This is a genomic window from Prevotella sp. P5-50 (assembly GCF_002251295.1).
In the GTDB taxonomy this organism is placed as follows: domain Bacteria; phylum Bacteroidota; class Bacteroidia; order Bacteroidales; family Bacteroidaceae; genus Prevotella.
In genome coordinates this window covers 1-13,676 of the sequence record NZ_NPJA01000050.1, presented here as the reverse complement: position 1 = coordinate 13,676, position 13,676 = coordinate 1, and the positions used below count along the sequence as shown (strand labels likewise).

General features: G+C 46.2%; 10 protein-coding genes, 2 tRNA genes and 1 pseudogene. 10 read left to right on the top strand and 3 right to left on the bottom strand.

Features of this window, described 5'->3' with window-relative positions; genetic code table 11:
- Positions 1-13: 13 nt before the first annotated feature.
- The 5 genes from CIK88_RS10205 (at position 14) to CIK88_RS10185 (ending at position 3,736) form a co-directional block, all read left to right on the top strand.
- Positions 14-1,858: a BatD family protein gene (locus CIK88_RS10205; protein ID WP_094436261.1), complete on the top strand. Its 1,845-nt coding sequence runs from the start codon at positions 14-16 to the stop codon at positions 1,856-1,858.
- A complete protein-coding gene (locus CIK88_RS12635) occupies positions 1,855-2,658 on the top strand; it encodes an SH3 domain-containing protein (RefSeq protein WP_094391689.1) in 804 nt (267 codons plus the stop codon). Before CIK88_RS10205 ends, CIK88_RS12635 begins: the two co-directional genes overlap by 4 nt.
- Before the next feature lie 12 nt (positions 2,659-2,670).
- On the top strand, positions 2,671-3,318 hold the full coding sequence (locus CIK88_RS10195; RefSeq protein WP_094391690.1) for a phosphatase PAP2 family protein: 648 nt from the start codon (positions 2,671-2,673) through the stop codon (positions 3,316-3,318).
- Between the two features lie 203 nt (positions 3,319-3,521).
- Positions 3,522-3,594: transfer RNA gene (locus CIK88_RS10190), tRNA-Thr, on the top strand.
- 69 nt (positions 3,595-3,663) lie between these two features.
- A tRNA-Gly gene (locus CIK88_RS10185) sits at positions 3,664-3,736 on the top strand.
- Between the two features lie 475 nt (positions 3,737-4,211).
- On the opposite strand, the gene nth is transcribed toward CIK88_RS10185, so the two are convergent.
- The 3 genes from nth to CIK88_RS10170 form a co-directional block, all read right to left on the bottom strand.
- Positions 4,212-4,847, bottom strand: coding sequence for an endonuclease III (nth, locus tag CIK88_RS10180; RefSeq protein ID WP_094436259.1), 636 nt, complete (start codon positions 4,845-4,847; stop codon positions 4,212-4,214).
- Between the two features lie 375 nt (positions 4,848-5,222).
- A complete protein-coding gene (locus CIK88_RS10175) occupies positions 5,223-6,572 on the bottom strand; it encodes an MATE family efflux transporter (protein ID WP_094436257.1) in 1,350 nt (449 codons plus the stop codon).
- A 124-nt stretch (positions 6,573-6,696) separates the two neighbouring features.
- Positions 6,697-8,997 carry an NADP-dependent malic enzyme gene (locus tag CIK88_RS10170; RefSeq protein WP_094436255.1) on the bottom strand — a complete coding sequence of 767 codons (2,301 nt, stop codon included), beginning with the start codon at positions 8,995-8,997 and terminating at the stop codon, positions 6,697-6,699.
- Between the two features lie 129 nt (positions 8,998-9,126).
- Between CIK88_RS10170 and CIK88_RS10165 the strand changes: the two genes are divergently transcribed.
- From CIK88_RS10165 to CIK88_RS10140, 5 genes and pseudogenes are all read left to right on the top strand, one after another.
- Complete coding sequence (locus CIK88_RS10165) at positions 9,127-9,750, top strand: TetR/AcrR family transcriptional regulator (protein ID WP_094436253.1); 624 nt, start codon at positions 9,127-9,129, stop codon at positions 9,748-9,750.
- 612 nt (positions 9,751-10,362) lie between these two features.
- Positions 10,363-10,794: a hypothetical protein gene (locus CIK88_RS10160; RefSeq protein ID WP_094436251.1), complete on the top strand. Its 432-nt coding sequence runs from the start codon at positions 10,363-10,365 to the stop codon at positions 10,792-10,794.
- Complete coding sequence (locus CIK88_RS10155) at positions 10,791-11,258, top strand: DUF6575 domain-containing protein (protein WP_094436249.1); 468 nt, start codon at positions 10,791-10,793, stop codon at positions 11,256-11,258. The genes CIK88_RS10160 and CIK88_RS10155 overlap by 4 nt, the downstream gene beginning before the upstream one ends.
- Before the next feature lie 763 nt (positions 11,259-12,021).
- The gene (locus CIK88_RS10145) at positions 12,022-13,047 is read left to right on the top strand and encodes a virulence RhuM family protein (RefSeq protein WP_094391695.1); all 1,026 of its coding nucleotides are present in this window, start codon (positions 12,022-12,024) and stop codon (positions 13,045-13,047) included.
- 325 nt (positions 13,048-13,372) lie between these two features.
- A pseudogene (locus CIK88_RS10140) lies at positions 13,373-13,676 on the top strand (IS1380 family transposase); the annotation flags it as partial.

Genomic DNA, 13,676 nt, shown 5'->3' with positions numbered 1-13,676 from the left:
GAACAGGAAAGAAATGAAGAACAATACCACAGATAGAACTATTCAACATGCACAATGGCTGATCCCATTGGTCGCGATGCTGCTCATGTCGGTAACGACATTCGGACAGCACATGGTGGGACGTGCTCCCTCGCAAGTTGCCGTAGGAGAACAGTTCCGTCTTACCTATACGGTCAATACGGATGATGTAAACGATTTTCGTGCAGGTAATATCCCGGAAGCCCTGGAGGTGCTGATGGGACCGCGTACCAGTACGCAGTCGAGTTTTCAGATGATCAACGGAAAGACTTCCAGCTCTTCGTCGGTTACCTTTACCTATATCGTCTGTGCTAACAAAGCTGGAAACTATACCATTCCTGCCGCACGTGCTGTGGCAGCAGGAAAGCAGATCCACTCCAACGTATTACGCATCAGGGTGTCGGGCTCTGCCTCGTCTTCACAGCAAGGTAGTGGACAACGCTCGGAGAATCATGGTTCTGCCATGAGCAACCGCATCACGGGTAATACGCTCTTTATGAAGGTTAGCGCCAACAAGCGACGCGTCCACGAACAAGAGCCTATCTTGCTGACCTATAAGGTCTATACCTTGGTCAATCTGACCTCGCTCAATGGTAAGATGCCTGATCTGAAGAGCTTCTATACCCGTGAGGTTCCGCTACCACAACAGAAGAGTTTCCATGTCGAGACCCTCAACGGACGTCCTTATCGTACCGTTACCTGGCAACAGTATGTGATGTTCCCGCAGACCACAGGACGCCTTGAAATTCCAAGTTTGGATTACGAGGGCATGGTGATGCTTGAAAACCGCGACGTCGATCCCTTTGAAGCCTTCTTCAACGGAGGTTCGGGATATACAGAGGTCAAGAAGATTATCAAAGCGCCGGGACTGACCATTACCGTAGATCCGTTGCCTGCACGTCCTACCAATTTCTCTGGTGGAGTAGGAACGTTCTCGCTATCTGCCTCTCTCGACAAACAAGAGGTCAAGGCCAACGATCCCGTGACCATGCGTATTGTCGTGAGTGGAGTGGGTAATATGAAGCTCATCAAGCAACCGGCTGTCGAACTGCCCAAGGATTTCGACCAGTATGATGCGAAGATTACCGATAAGACAAAACTCTCTACCAACGGTATTGAGGGTAGCATGATCTACGATATCCTCATCGTACCTCGCCATCAAGGCAATTACGAACTGAAACCTATCGAGTTTGTGTATTTCGATACCAAGACGGGCAGTTATAAGACGTTACGCTCACAACCCTTTACCTTGAAGGTTGCTAAGGGTAGTGGCAGTTCGTCGGCAACCTTTGCTAGCGAAGAACTGCAACAAGTCAATAAAGACATCCGCTTTATAAAGACCGGAGAGGTCAATCCCAGAATGTTGGGCGACACCTTCTTCGCGTCAACAGCCTACTGGACTGTCCTTGTTGTCCTGCTGGGCATCTTCGTTACCCTGTTTGTAGCATTCCGCCAGCGAGCCATCGATCAGGCTAACGTAGTGAAGATGCGTGGCAAACGGGCCAACAAGGTGGCCATACGACGACTTCGTACAGCCGCCAAACTCTTGAAGGCCGACAAGCAGAATGAGTTCTACGACGAGGTGTTGCGTGCCCTTTGGGGATACGTGGGCGATAAACTCAATATTCCTGTTGCCGAACTTTCACGCGAGAATATCAGCCAGCGCCTTGGCGATCGTCAGGTAGATGGCGAAACTATCAAACTCTTCATCGGAGCCCTTGATGAATGTGAGTTTGCGCGCTACGCTCCTGGTGATGCGCATGGTAATATGAACAAGGTGTATGAAGCTGCCATAGAGGCTATTACATATATCGAAAAAGGAAGAGAGGTGAAATCATGATAAAATATGCTATACAACATACCACAGCTGCCAAACGCTTTGTTGGAACAATAGCCTTGGGATGCTGTCTCACGCTGATGTTGATGATGCCGTTGACGCTACAAGCGCAAAAGGTGACGAAGGCTGATGCCGATAGCGCCTATACCCATGAGCGCTACCAGCAGGCCATCCATATCTACGAGGAATTGCTCAAGCAAGGGGAGGATGCCGACCTCTACTACAACCTGGGTAATGCCTGGTATCGTACCGATAATATCACACGGGCTATTCTCAATTATGAGCGTGCGCTACTCCTTTCGCCTGGCGACGAGGATATTCGTTTCAACCTACAGATGGCACAATCAAAAACCATCGATCGCATCACACCGGAAACGGAGATGTTCTTCGTCACCTGGTACCATTCCCTGGTCAATCTCATGAGTGTTGACGCATGGGCATGGTTGGCGCTTGTCTCGTTGGCGCTTGCCATCATACTGGCGTTGGTCTATCTCTTCGTAGATCGCGTGTGGATGCGAAAGACGGGATTCTTCGGCGCTCTCGCCTTGCTGATGATATTCTTCTTGGCCAACCTCTTTGCTTGGCAACAGCGCGACAAGCTCCTGCATCGTGATGGAGCCATCGTCGTGGCGCCTACCGTTTCGGTCAAGAGTACCCCGGCGAAAAACGGTACCGATCTGTTTACCATCCACGAAGGAACACGTGTCACCATTACAGACAATACGATGAAGGGATGGCGCGAGATACGCTTGGCAGATGGAAAGCGCGGATGGATTGCCGTAGAAACCATAGAGATTATTTAGGCTGCAACCCACATGGAAACAATCATTCAGTTTGACCAGCAATTGTTGTTGATGCTCAACGGTAGCGACTCGTTGTTTGTTGACCAACTGGCAGTAATCCTGACCAATGCCCGTACGTGGATTCCACTCTATATCGCATTATTCTATATGGTGTTGCGATGCAACAATAGTGTTTCACAGGTGCTTCTGGTATTAGGCGCAGCAGGCCTCTGTGTGGTATTGGCAGGAACCATCGACGACACCATCGTCAAACCGTTGGTTGCCCGATGGCGACCTACCCACGACCCACAGATAGGTATCCTCGTCGATGTCGTCAACGACTATCGTGGCGGCAACTACGGTTTCTTCTCCGCCCATGCCGCCAATACGTTTAGTTTGGCGGTCTTCTTCTCGTTATTGACACGCAACCGCATCCTATCGTATTTTCTGATAGGCTGGTCGTTGGTCAACTGTTGGACACGCATATACCTTGGCGTGCATTATCCTGGCGACATCCTTGTCGGTCTGCTCTGGGGCGGACTGGTAGGCTATGGCGTCTATCGCCTCTATCTCCGTGTTGCGAAACCCGTTGCCTATGGCATGTATTTCTGCGAGATACCCGTCCTTGTCCTTGTCCTGACAGCCTTCTGTGCCGTACTCTACAGCCTCGTTTGTTCATAACAAGGCAGTCCAACCGTCTCGACAGACTGAAACAAGGAATGAACGACGAGAGACGATATCGTTTGTAATCCTCGTTTTCAACGGTTGGAAGTTGGGGTAGGGAGAACCTTTTCACGTATAACTTTATAAAGAAAAGTTTTGTGATTTCGTTTTTTATTAGTATCTTTGCATCCGCTTAAACAAAAAGGCGTTCTTTGAATGTTGCCGATATGGCTCAGTTGGTAGAGCAACGCATTCGTAATGCGTGGGTCGCCGGTTCGAGTCCGGCTATCGGCTCATTTCATACAGGAGTTAGAACCTATGTTCTGACTCCTGTTGTCTTAAAGACACATTATTTTTCTCCATGCGGATTTAGCTCAGTTGGTAGAGCATTGGCTTCCCAAGCCGAGGGTCGCGGGTTCGAGTCCCGTAATCCGCTCCTTTTTTATCTCCCTCGAAAAAGTCACACGGAATTTTTATCCACGGAACATACGGAATTTTTTTATCCACGGATCACACGGATCACACGGAAAAGATTCTAGTTAAATTCTCTTAAAGATTTTCGTAGGATGATAAAGACCACTCCATCAGAATTCAGACTTCAGACGTCATCTTAGTTAAAGATTATTTTTAAAGATTTTCGTTAAGATTTCGAGCCGTAAGGCGATCCATAATAAAACCCTTCCCAGAAGCGAGGTATTCGAGCGCATTTTGGTCAAGGATTTTTATTAAAGATTTTGTTTCCGCATAAACTCCCTCTAAGATCCGATGATTGATTTCTTGCGAAGCAATATCTTAAACAAGATTTCCTCCAAAGATTTCTTGCGAAGCAACCCCAAAAAACATCCCTCTAAGATCCGATGATTGATTTCCGTGCGACATTAGAAGAATCTGTGTCATCTGTGTGCAACCTTTCACCGGATGGCAGAAGGGCAGAGGTCGCGCAGGAAGCAATCAGCACAATGGGGCTTGCGAGCCGTACAAACGTAGCGACCATGGAGCAACAGCCAATGGTGAGCAAGGGGAATATCGGCAGAAGGGATGATGCGCAAGAGTTGACGCTCAACCAACAAAGGAGTAGAGGCAGACCGCGTGACGATACCTAACCGATGGCTGACGCGGAACACATGGGTATCTACAGCCATGGCAGACTGTCCGAATGCCACACTCAACAGCACATTAGCCGTCTTACGACCCACGCCGGGAAGCGTCAGAAGATCTTCCATCGTCGCAGGAACCTCCCCATTGTGATGCGTCATCAATTCACGAGCCATCTCAACCAGATGGGCGGCTTTGGCATTGGGGTACGATACGCTCCTGATGAACTCATAGACCTCATCGGCTTCTGCTTCTGCCAGACTGCGTGCATCAGGATATTGTTTGAAAAGAGCAGGCGTAACCTGGTTAACGCGTTTGTCGGTACATTGTGCACTAAGCATTACCGCCACAAGTAGTTGGAAGATGCTGCCAAACTGCAATTCCGTTGTTGGATTGGGCATCTTCTCGCGAAATCTCGCAAAAATCAAAGCATCACGTTCATTCTTTTTCATATTCGTTGTTTTATCTTACACGGTCACACGGAAATTTTTATCCACGGATTACACGGAACACACGGAAAAGATTCTAGTTAAAGATTTTGTTTTGTGTTGCTTACGCAAGAAATCTTAGAGGAAATCTTCATGTAAAATCTAAGGACCTAAACGGTCCAGAAATCTATTTAATAATATTGTTATCTTCCTAAAATATTTCTTGCCGTAGGCAACATCTTAAACAAGATTTCCCCCAAAGATTTCTAGCCTTCAGGCTACCCAAAAAACATCCGTCTAATATCCGTTTAAATTGGCATACGCCTTTGTTTTCTCGCCATGGCATAATTAAAGCGAGCTTTATTCTGCTCATGGCTTAACGAAAACAATCCGATGATTTCATCCATGTGACATTTTATTGAGTTCCTTTTTGAATCTGATGTAGTATAGGAATCCCGCGATGGTCAGACCAAAGGGGAAAGCCGTCCAGATGCCATAGATGCCCAGATCGCAGATAAAGCCGAGGGTATATCCCAAGGGAAGGCTGACCACGAAATAGGCGATAAAGGCATAGGTCACCATCGGTTGTACGCAGGCTATTCCACGTAAGGCATTGGCAAACGCGTATTGCATGCCGTCGCCAAACTGATAGAGCGCCAAGATGAGAATCAACCCCGACACATACAGTTGCACCTCGATATTCTCGCTGAACAAACCGCCGATATGGTTGCGGAACAGCAAGATTGGGATGCTCAGCACGAAGGAGATAAAGAGGTTCAGACGGAAACCATCCATCGCATTAGCCTTCACGGCAGCAAAGTCGCGTTGTCCCACGAAATGGCTGACGCGTATCGCCATGGCAGCTGCCAATCCCGACAGAATCAGGTAGAACAGTTGCGAGATGGTAATCATCACCTGATGGGCAGCCAAAGGAATCGTACCCAACCATCCTGCCATCACACAACTCAGACTGAACGCAGCACTCTCCATGCCGAGTTGCAAGGCAACAGGCCAGCCCAAGCGGTTCATTTCTATGAAATCCACTTTGTTGATAGGATAGGAGAGGAAGTGGAGGCGATAGGTCTTGTAGCGTCGGCAGGAGAGCATCACGCCAACGAGGACGAGAGCCATGAAGACACGCGACCCTAATGTGGCAATACCGGCACCCAGGAGTCCCATTTCAGGAAAACCGCCCACGCCATAGATGAGAAGCCAGTTGAAGAGAATATTCAGCAGGTTACCGCCCACCATGGTCCACATCGCCACTTTGGTTTGTGCAATACCGTCAAAGAATTGTTTCAGCGTGTTGAAGAGACCGACAAAGAGGATGCTCGCCAGATTGACCAGGAAATACGGCCGGATGAGCGACAGCAGTTCGTCAGGTTGTCCGATGTGTTCAAGATTGAAATAGAGGAAGGTCATGACGGCTGTAAACAGCAAGCCGACAACACCGTTGGCCACAAGAGAGTTTTTCACTTTTCCTCCTACGGCTTCGTTTTGCCCCATACCATAGAGTCGTCCTACGACAGGCGTCAGTCCGTAGGAGAAACCCATATAGGCGATAAGAACAAGACCGAAGATATTGTTGACCAGGCCGGCGGCAGCCAGTTCTTCTGTGCTGTGATGACCTATCATGAGCGTATCGGCAAAACCGAGTACGATGGTGCCCAACTGGCCGATGATAATGGGAATGCCCAGCACGAGCAGTTCGCGGTAATGATGTCGTTGTTGTGATGTTGTAAGCGTCATTTCTTTCCGAGTTTGTCAGTCTGCGGGCCACTACCTGTGAAAGCCCAAATATGGGAGCCGGCAAAAAGTCTGTCGGCTCCCATATCGTATAGAGAGAGGGAGTGGGAACTCCCTGAGTATGTTATTATTTAGCAGCGTTGATGCGTTTCTTCACCTTATCCACGTAGGCATCGATGGTAGCAACAGCCACGATATTCACCACGTCGCGCACGCTGGCTCCGAAGTCGATGAAGTGGATAGGTTTGTTGAGTCCCATCTGGATCGGGCCGATAATCTCGACGTCCGCATCCAGCATCTGCAGCATCTTATAGCTTGAGCGTGCTGATGAGAGGTTGGGGAATACGAGTGTGTTCACATCCTTACCATTCAGGCGACTGAAAGGATACTGTTCGTCGCGGAGTTCGCGGTCGAGGGCAAAGCCCAGCTGCATCTCACCGTCGATAGCCAGTTCAGGATATTGCTGCTGCATGATTTCCGTAGCCTTGCGCACTTTCTGTGCCCCATCAGAAGTAGAGCTGCCGAAGTTAGAGTGAGAAATCATCGAGATAACCGGTTTCTCGTTGAAGAAGCGTACGCTGGTAGCCGCCAGACGTGCGATATCAACAAGTGCGTCGGTATCAGGATTCTCGTTCACCATGGTATCGGCAATATATAGGGTACCCTTCTGAGAGTTGATGATATGCATCGAACCGAAATGCTTGTATTCCGGACGGATGCCAATTACCTCTTTTGCCACCTTGATAGTGTTGCTGTATTTTGTATAGAGACCTGTGAGGAAAGCATCAGCCTCGCCAGTCTCCACCATCATCATACCGAAGTAGTTGCGCTCAAACATCTTATCGTTAGCCTCCTGGAAGGTGTATCCGTCGCGCTGGCGTTTCTCGGTCAGGATACGTGCATAACGCTCGCGGCGCTCCTGCTCGTCAGGATGACGCAGGTTGATAATCTCGATACCGTCGAGGTTGAGGTCCAGCTGTTTAGCCAATTTCGCAATCACCTCGTCGTTACCCAGCAGGATGGGGTGGCAGATACCTTCAGCCTTCGCCTGTACGGCAGCTTTCAGCATAGTGGGGTGTACAGCTTCAGCAAATACCACACGCTGTGGATGAGCCGAGGCAGTAGCGTAGAGCTTCTGAGTCAGTTTAGTCTCCTGACCGAGCAATACCGACAGCGAACGCTTGTATTCATCCCAGTCCTCGATGGTCTTGCGAGCCACGCCACTCTCGATGGCAGCCTTGGCAACGGCGGCACTCACCTCTGTGATGAGACGTGGGTCAACAGGTTTCGGAATGAAGTACTGGCGACCGAAGGTGAGGTTGTTCACCTTATAGACATCGTTGACCACGTCGGGTACAGGCTGTTTGGCAAGATCGGCAATAGCGTGAACGGCAGCCAGCTTCATCTCTTCGTTGATGGCGGTAGCGTGAACGTCGAGTGCACCACGGAAGATGTATGGGAAACCAATCACGTTGTTGATCTGGTTAGGATAGTCAGTACGACCTGTTGACATCAAGGTGTCTGGACGAGCCTCCATGGCATCCTCGTATGAGATCTCAGGTACGGGGTTAGCCAAGGCGAAGATGATAGGATCTTTAGCCATCGACTTCACCATATCCTGCGAGAGCACGTTACCCTTCGACAGACCAACGAAAACGTCGGCTCCGTTGACAGCCTCTTCCAGGGTATGCACATCACGACGGTCGGTAGCAAAGAATTTCTTCTGTTCGTTCAGGTTCTCGCGGTCTGAAGTGATCACACCTTTCGAGTCGAGCATCAGGATATTTTCCTTTTGAGCGCCGATAGCCATATAGAGTTTGGTACAAGAGATGGCAGCAGCACCCGCGCCGTTGACCACGATCTTCACCTTTTTAATATCCTTACCAATCACTTCAAGGGCATTTTTCAGTCCGGCAGCAGAAATGATAGCCGTACCATGCTGGTCGTCGTGCATCACGGGGATGTCGAGAGTACGCTTCAGGCGCTCCTCGATATAGAAGCACTCAGGCGCCTTGATATCCTCCAGGTTGATACCGCCGAAGGTAGGCGCAATCTTCTCTACCGCTTCACAGAATTTCTCAGGGTCCTTCTCAGCCACCTCGATATCGAACACATCGATGCCGCCATAGATTTTAAACAAGAGGCCCTTACCCTCCATGACAGGTTTGCCGCTCATGGCGCCAATATCACCCAGTCCAAGAACAGCCGTTCCGTTAGAGATTACAGCCACGAGGTTTCCTTTGTCAGTATATCGATAGGCAGCCTCAGGGTCTTGCTGGATCTCAAGACACGGATAGGCAACACCAGGAGAGTAGGCGAGCGACAGGTCTGTCTGTGTACGGTAAGCCTTGGTAGGCTTCACTTCAATTTTTCCAGGACGGCCAGCCTCATGATAGTTGAGGGCGGCCTCTTTAGAGATTTTTACCATAATAATATAAGTAGCTTTACGTTTGTTCCATTAAAAACAGCACAAAATTACAAAAAATGAGCGAAAATACGCGAAAAAACATCAACCTTTTTAATCTTTTTAGTAACTTTGTGGGCAAAATGGTTACTTATGCAGGAAATAACAAGAGATTTGACTGATTATCGTATAGGATTAAGGGATAAGATACTGGAAACAGCCATGGCTGCGTTTGAGAAAAAAGGTGTAAAGGCGGTTAAGATGGACGACATAGCAACAGCCTTGTCCATATCCAAGCGCACCTTATATGAAATATATGATGACAAAGAGGCTTTATTGTATGAAGGCATCAGCAAGCGCGACCGTCTGCGTCACGACCAGATACAATCCTATGCCAGCAAAGGTCATAATGTGATGGAGATACTGAAGGAAGCCTATCGCGTCAATAATAACTCCTCCCGCAATATCTGTCCTGCATTCTACGAAGACATCCATCGCTATCCTAAGATAGAGCAATACATGCAGAAAGTCAGGGCCCAGAAGGGCGCCGAGATATTAGATTTCATGCATTTAGGTGTTGAGCAAGGTTTCTTCCGTTCCGACATCAACTACAATCTCTTTCTTATCCTTTATGACTCCGTCACCGATGCCATCATCAATAACAAGCTCTTGTCAACCTATACCATGGACGAGCTCTACTACAATTTCTTCCTTGTTCCCCTCCGTGGTGTATGCACAGAAAAAGGCCTGCAACTGGTAGCGGAAACCTGGAAATAGCCTTGCACACGGAGTTTATAGGTTAAAGGTTAAAGGTTAAAGGTTATAGGTTAAAGGTTAAAGGTTAAAGGTTAGTGATTAGAGGTTAGTGATTAGAGGTTAGAGATTATTTTTAAGATTTTCGTAGGATGACAAAGACCACTCCATCAGACCTCAGACTTCAGACCTCAGACCTCAGACTTCATTTTTGTTAAAGATTCTTCTAAAGATTTTCGTTAAGATTTCGAGCCGTAGGCGATCCATAATAAACCCCTTCCCAAAAGCGAGGAACTCGAGCGCATTTTGGTCAAGGATTTTTATTAAAGATTTTGTTTTTATCCATTTTGAATGATATATTATTTCTTGCGAAGCAACATCTCATTAAAGATTTCCACAAAAGATTTCTTGCGCTCGCGCAACCAAAAAACATCCGTCTAACATCCGTTTAAATTGGCATACGCCTTTGTTTTCTCGCCATGGCATAATTAAAGCGAGCATTATTCTGCTCATGGCTTAACGAAAACAATCCGATGATCCGATGATCCGTGAGCCATTTCTGGCAGAAAAAGCCTAAAAACTTGCATAAAAGAGAAATATTGCTTATTTTTGCAAACGGATTTAAACCACAGACAGATGGGAACATATAAGTATCAAGCAGAAATAGACGCATTGATACAACAAGGAGTAAAGATGCCCGAAGTTGTAAAGCCAAACGATTTGAAAGGATTCAGATTCGTTTTCAGCTCAGATATGTCCAAAAGCTACTTACCCAACTACATCATGAAGCCTCAGCGTGCCATCATGAATGGACAAAGAAAAGTCGATGTTGGTGGATATGCTTTGTCTTGCTTTACCGAAAAGGAAAAAGCCATTAAGTTCTATCACTTACTTGCTAAGAATATGAGAAACATATACAAAGCCATTGGTGATAGTATTTCTTCTGGAATTGTTTCCAATAACGATGGCAACGTCACACCCCCAGCCAGTAACGGACATTATAACCTATTTGAGTTTCCATCATGTGACTTATCCAAAACATTTAAATTAGAGGAGGACAAATTATGAAAACAATAAAAGGTATAAGCATCAGGAATCGCAATTTCGACAAGTTCAAGAAAGTGGCCGATCTTATATATTTTGATGGACCATTGTTGTCACACTATGTAACTATCAATGGTGACAACTATCTCTTCTATTGGATAGACCAAGATGATGCAGACAATCGTTGGATGTTCATCAGAACCGATTACGACACCATCCTGAGGTACACACAAAAAAAGCAGACATTACGTAATATTTTAAGTTCGCCATTAGACGACATAGTATATACTGTTGATATAGATAACGAAGGACATCATCACAATTTCCAAGCCCATTCCATAGAAGATTTTCCAGAGGATTATCTCCCCTCTGAAGATTCTTATTATGAATTTGAACCTGAAGATGTAAACAAAGAAAACTTATCCATAGCAGAAATGAGTGGCAAAAAACTCGATTGGTTCCGCAAAGTCTGTGCTGCGGTACTATAATACTTTTTAATGTCACACATGGTCACCCGTTCACCCGAATTTCACGGATTACATGGAAATTTTTTTATCCACGGAACACACGGAGAACACGGAAAAGATTCTAGTTAAAGATTATTCTCAAGATTCTAGTCTAGATTTCGAGCCGTAGGCGATCCAAAATAAACCCCTCCCCAAAAGCGAGGTATTCGAGCGCATTTTGGTCAAGGATTTTTGTTAAAGATTTTATTTCCGTTTAATATCCGTTTAAAATCCGATGATGATTGATTTCTGGCCAAAGGCCATATTTCATTAAAGATTTCCCCCAAAGATTTCTTGCGCTCGCGCAACCAAAAAACATCCGTCTAAATTCCGTCTAAATTCCGATGATCCGTGTCATCCGTGTGCGACAATAAAAATTTCCGATGATCCTAAATTATTTTTTGCATCAGAAAGTGGCGAAATCGGGCTATTTTTCTTAATTTAACGTGTGGAATGGTGGAATTTTGAAGAATTTATATAAATTTGCATCAAACGATAATAAATATTATATGGAGCAAGAATTGAATCGCATCAAGTTAGTCCTTGTCGAAAAGAAGAAGACCGGGAAATGGCAACCACAAGAAATAGGCGTATCAGAGTGTACTATGTCAAGATGGACTAGTAATAAAGCTCAGCCTAACCTTAGTTTTATGCCATTGCAAAACTGCTTGGTGTCGAAATGAAAGATCTGAAAAGAAGCAAAACCAAGTTCTTCTCCTAACCAAGACGTTAAAGTAATGTATATATGGATAAAGGCCAATTTTTATTATATCAAACTCCTGACGGCGATTCACAGATAGAGGTGAAGCTGCAAAACGATACTGTCTGGCTCTCACTCGACCAGATGGCAGAGTTGTTTCAACGTAATAAGTCCACAATCTCACGACATATAAAAAATGTATTGGAGGATGGGGAGTTGGACGAAAAAGAGGTAGTTGCATTTTTTGCAATAACCACTAAGCATGGTGCTATTGAGGGAAAAGTACAGGAGCACCAAGTCGCTTTCTACAACCTCGACATGATAATCAGCGTAGGTTATCGTGTACATTCATACCGTGGTGTTCAGTTTCGTATATGGGCAACCAAGGTACTGAAGGAGTATATAGTAAAAGGCTTCGCCATGAACGATGACCTGTTGAAGAGAGCAGGAGGTGGCAATTATTTTGACGAGCTGCTTGCAAGAATACGTGACATCCGCTCCAGTGAGAAGGTGTTCTATCGTAAGGTATTGGAGATTTATGCCCTCAGTATCGACTATGACCCACGAGTGGAAATGACACAAAAGTTCTTCAAGACAGTACAGAACAAGATGCACTATTCGATTCATGGTCACACGGCGGCGGAAATAATATATGAGAGAGCCGATGCAGAGAAAGACTTTATGGGACTTACAACGTGGTCAGGAGCTATGCCGACTAAGCCCGAAGCGGAAATAGCCAAGAACTATCTCACCCACGAAGAAATCAAGTCCTTGAACCGCATCGTGAGCCTGTATCTTGACTTCGCCGAAATGCAAGCCGAAGAACACCGCCCAATGTATATGAAGGACTGGATAAACATTCTCGATGACTTTCTCCGTATCTCCCGAAAAGACATTCTCACCCATGCAGGCAAAATCTCCGCCAAACTTGCCAAAGAGAAAGCCAACCAGGAATACGACAAATTCAAGGAGCGTACCAAGAACAACCTCTCACTTGTAGAGATTCACTTTTTGGAGAACTTTGAGCGTGAGCAGAAAAGGTTGTTGGGAGAAAAAGACAACATTAAGTGAAGTCCCATCAAGTGTCCCCCTGTTTCCGGGAAATTTTATCCACGGAACACACGGAGCACACGGATTCTAGTTAAAGATTATTCTCAAGATTTTTGTTAAGATTTCGAGCATCTCTGATGCGATCCAAAATAAAACCCTTCCCAGAAGCGAGGTATTCGAGCGCATTTTCAGTCGAGATTTTTGTTAAACCTTAATTCCGCAACACTTTGATTTAACTTTATTTATAAGTTCCTGAGCAACAAAAAGTTGCTCAGGATTTTGCCATGTCAGATTTTTCACTTATCTTAGTGTTGCAAATCAAAACAAGCGTAAATCGTAACAAGACATGGCAAAGGTACAAATAAAATCTGAAAAACTCACACCTTTTGGAGGAATTTTTTCAATCATGGAGCAATTTGACTCCATGCTTTCACCTATTATCGACCAGACACTTGGTCAGAGATGCAGCAGTATCATCGGATATCAGTACAGCGAAATTATTCGTTCTCTGATGAGCGTGTACTTCTGTGGCGGCTCATGCGTGGAAGATGTAACGTCACAACTGATGCGCCATCTCTCGTATCATCCTACCCTTCGTACATGCAGCTCTGATACCATCCTCAGAGCCATCAAGGAACTGACACAGGAAA

What these genes read in the sequence shown, in the direction of transcription:
- CIK88_RS10205 (WP_094436261.1), top strand. Translation starts at nt 14, where the DNA reads ATGAAGAACAATACCACAGATAGAACTATTCAACATGCACAATGGCTG.
- CIK88_RS12635 (WP_094391689.1), top strand. Translation starts at nt 1,855, where the DNA reads ATGATAAAATATGCTATACAACATACCACAGCTGCCAAACGCTTTGTT.
- CIK88_RS10195 (WP_094391690.1), top strand. Translation starts at nt 2,671, where the DNA reads ATGGAAACAATCATTCAGTTTGACCAGCAATTGTTGTTGATGCTCAAC.
- nth (WP_094436259.1), bottom strand. Translation starts at nt 4,847, where the DNA reads ATGAAAAAGAATGAACGTGATGCTTTGATTTTTGCGAGATTTCGCGAG.
- CIK88_RS10175 (WP_094436257.1), bottom strand. Translation starts at nt 6,572, where the DNA reads ATGACGCTTACAACATCACAACAACGACATCATTACCGCGAACTGCTC.
- CIK88_RS10170 (WP_094436255.1), bottom strand. Translation starts at nt 8,997, where the DNA reads ATGGTAAAAATCTCTAAAGAGGCCGCCCTCAACTATCATGAGGCTGGC.
- CIK88_RS10165 (WP_094436253.1), top strand. Translation starts at nt 9,127, where the DNA reads ATGCAGGAAATAACAAGAGATTTGACTGATTATCGTATAGGATTAAGG.
- CIK88_RS10160 (WP_094436251.1), top strand. Translation starts at nt 10,363, where the DNA reads ATGGGAACATATAAGTATCAAGCAGAAATAGACGCATTGATACAACAA.
- CIK88_RS10155 (WP_094436249.1), top strand. Translation starts at nt 10,791, where the DNA reads ATGAAAACAATAAAAGGTATAAGCATCAGGAATCGCAATTTCGACAAG.
- CIK88_RS10145 (WP_094391695.1), top strand. Translation starts at nt 12,022, where the DNA reads ATGGATAAAGGCCAATTTTTATTATATCAAACTCCTGACGGCGATTCA.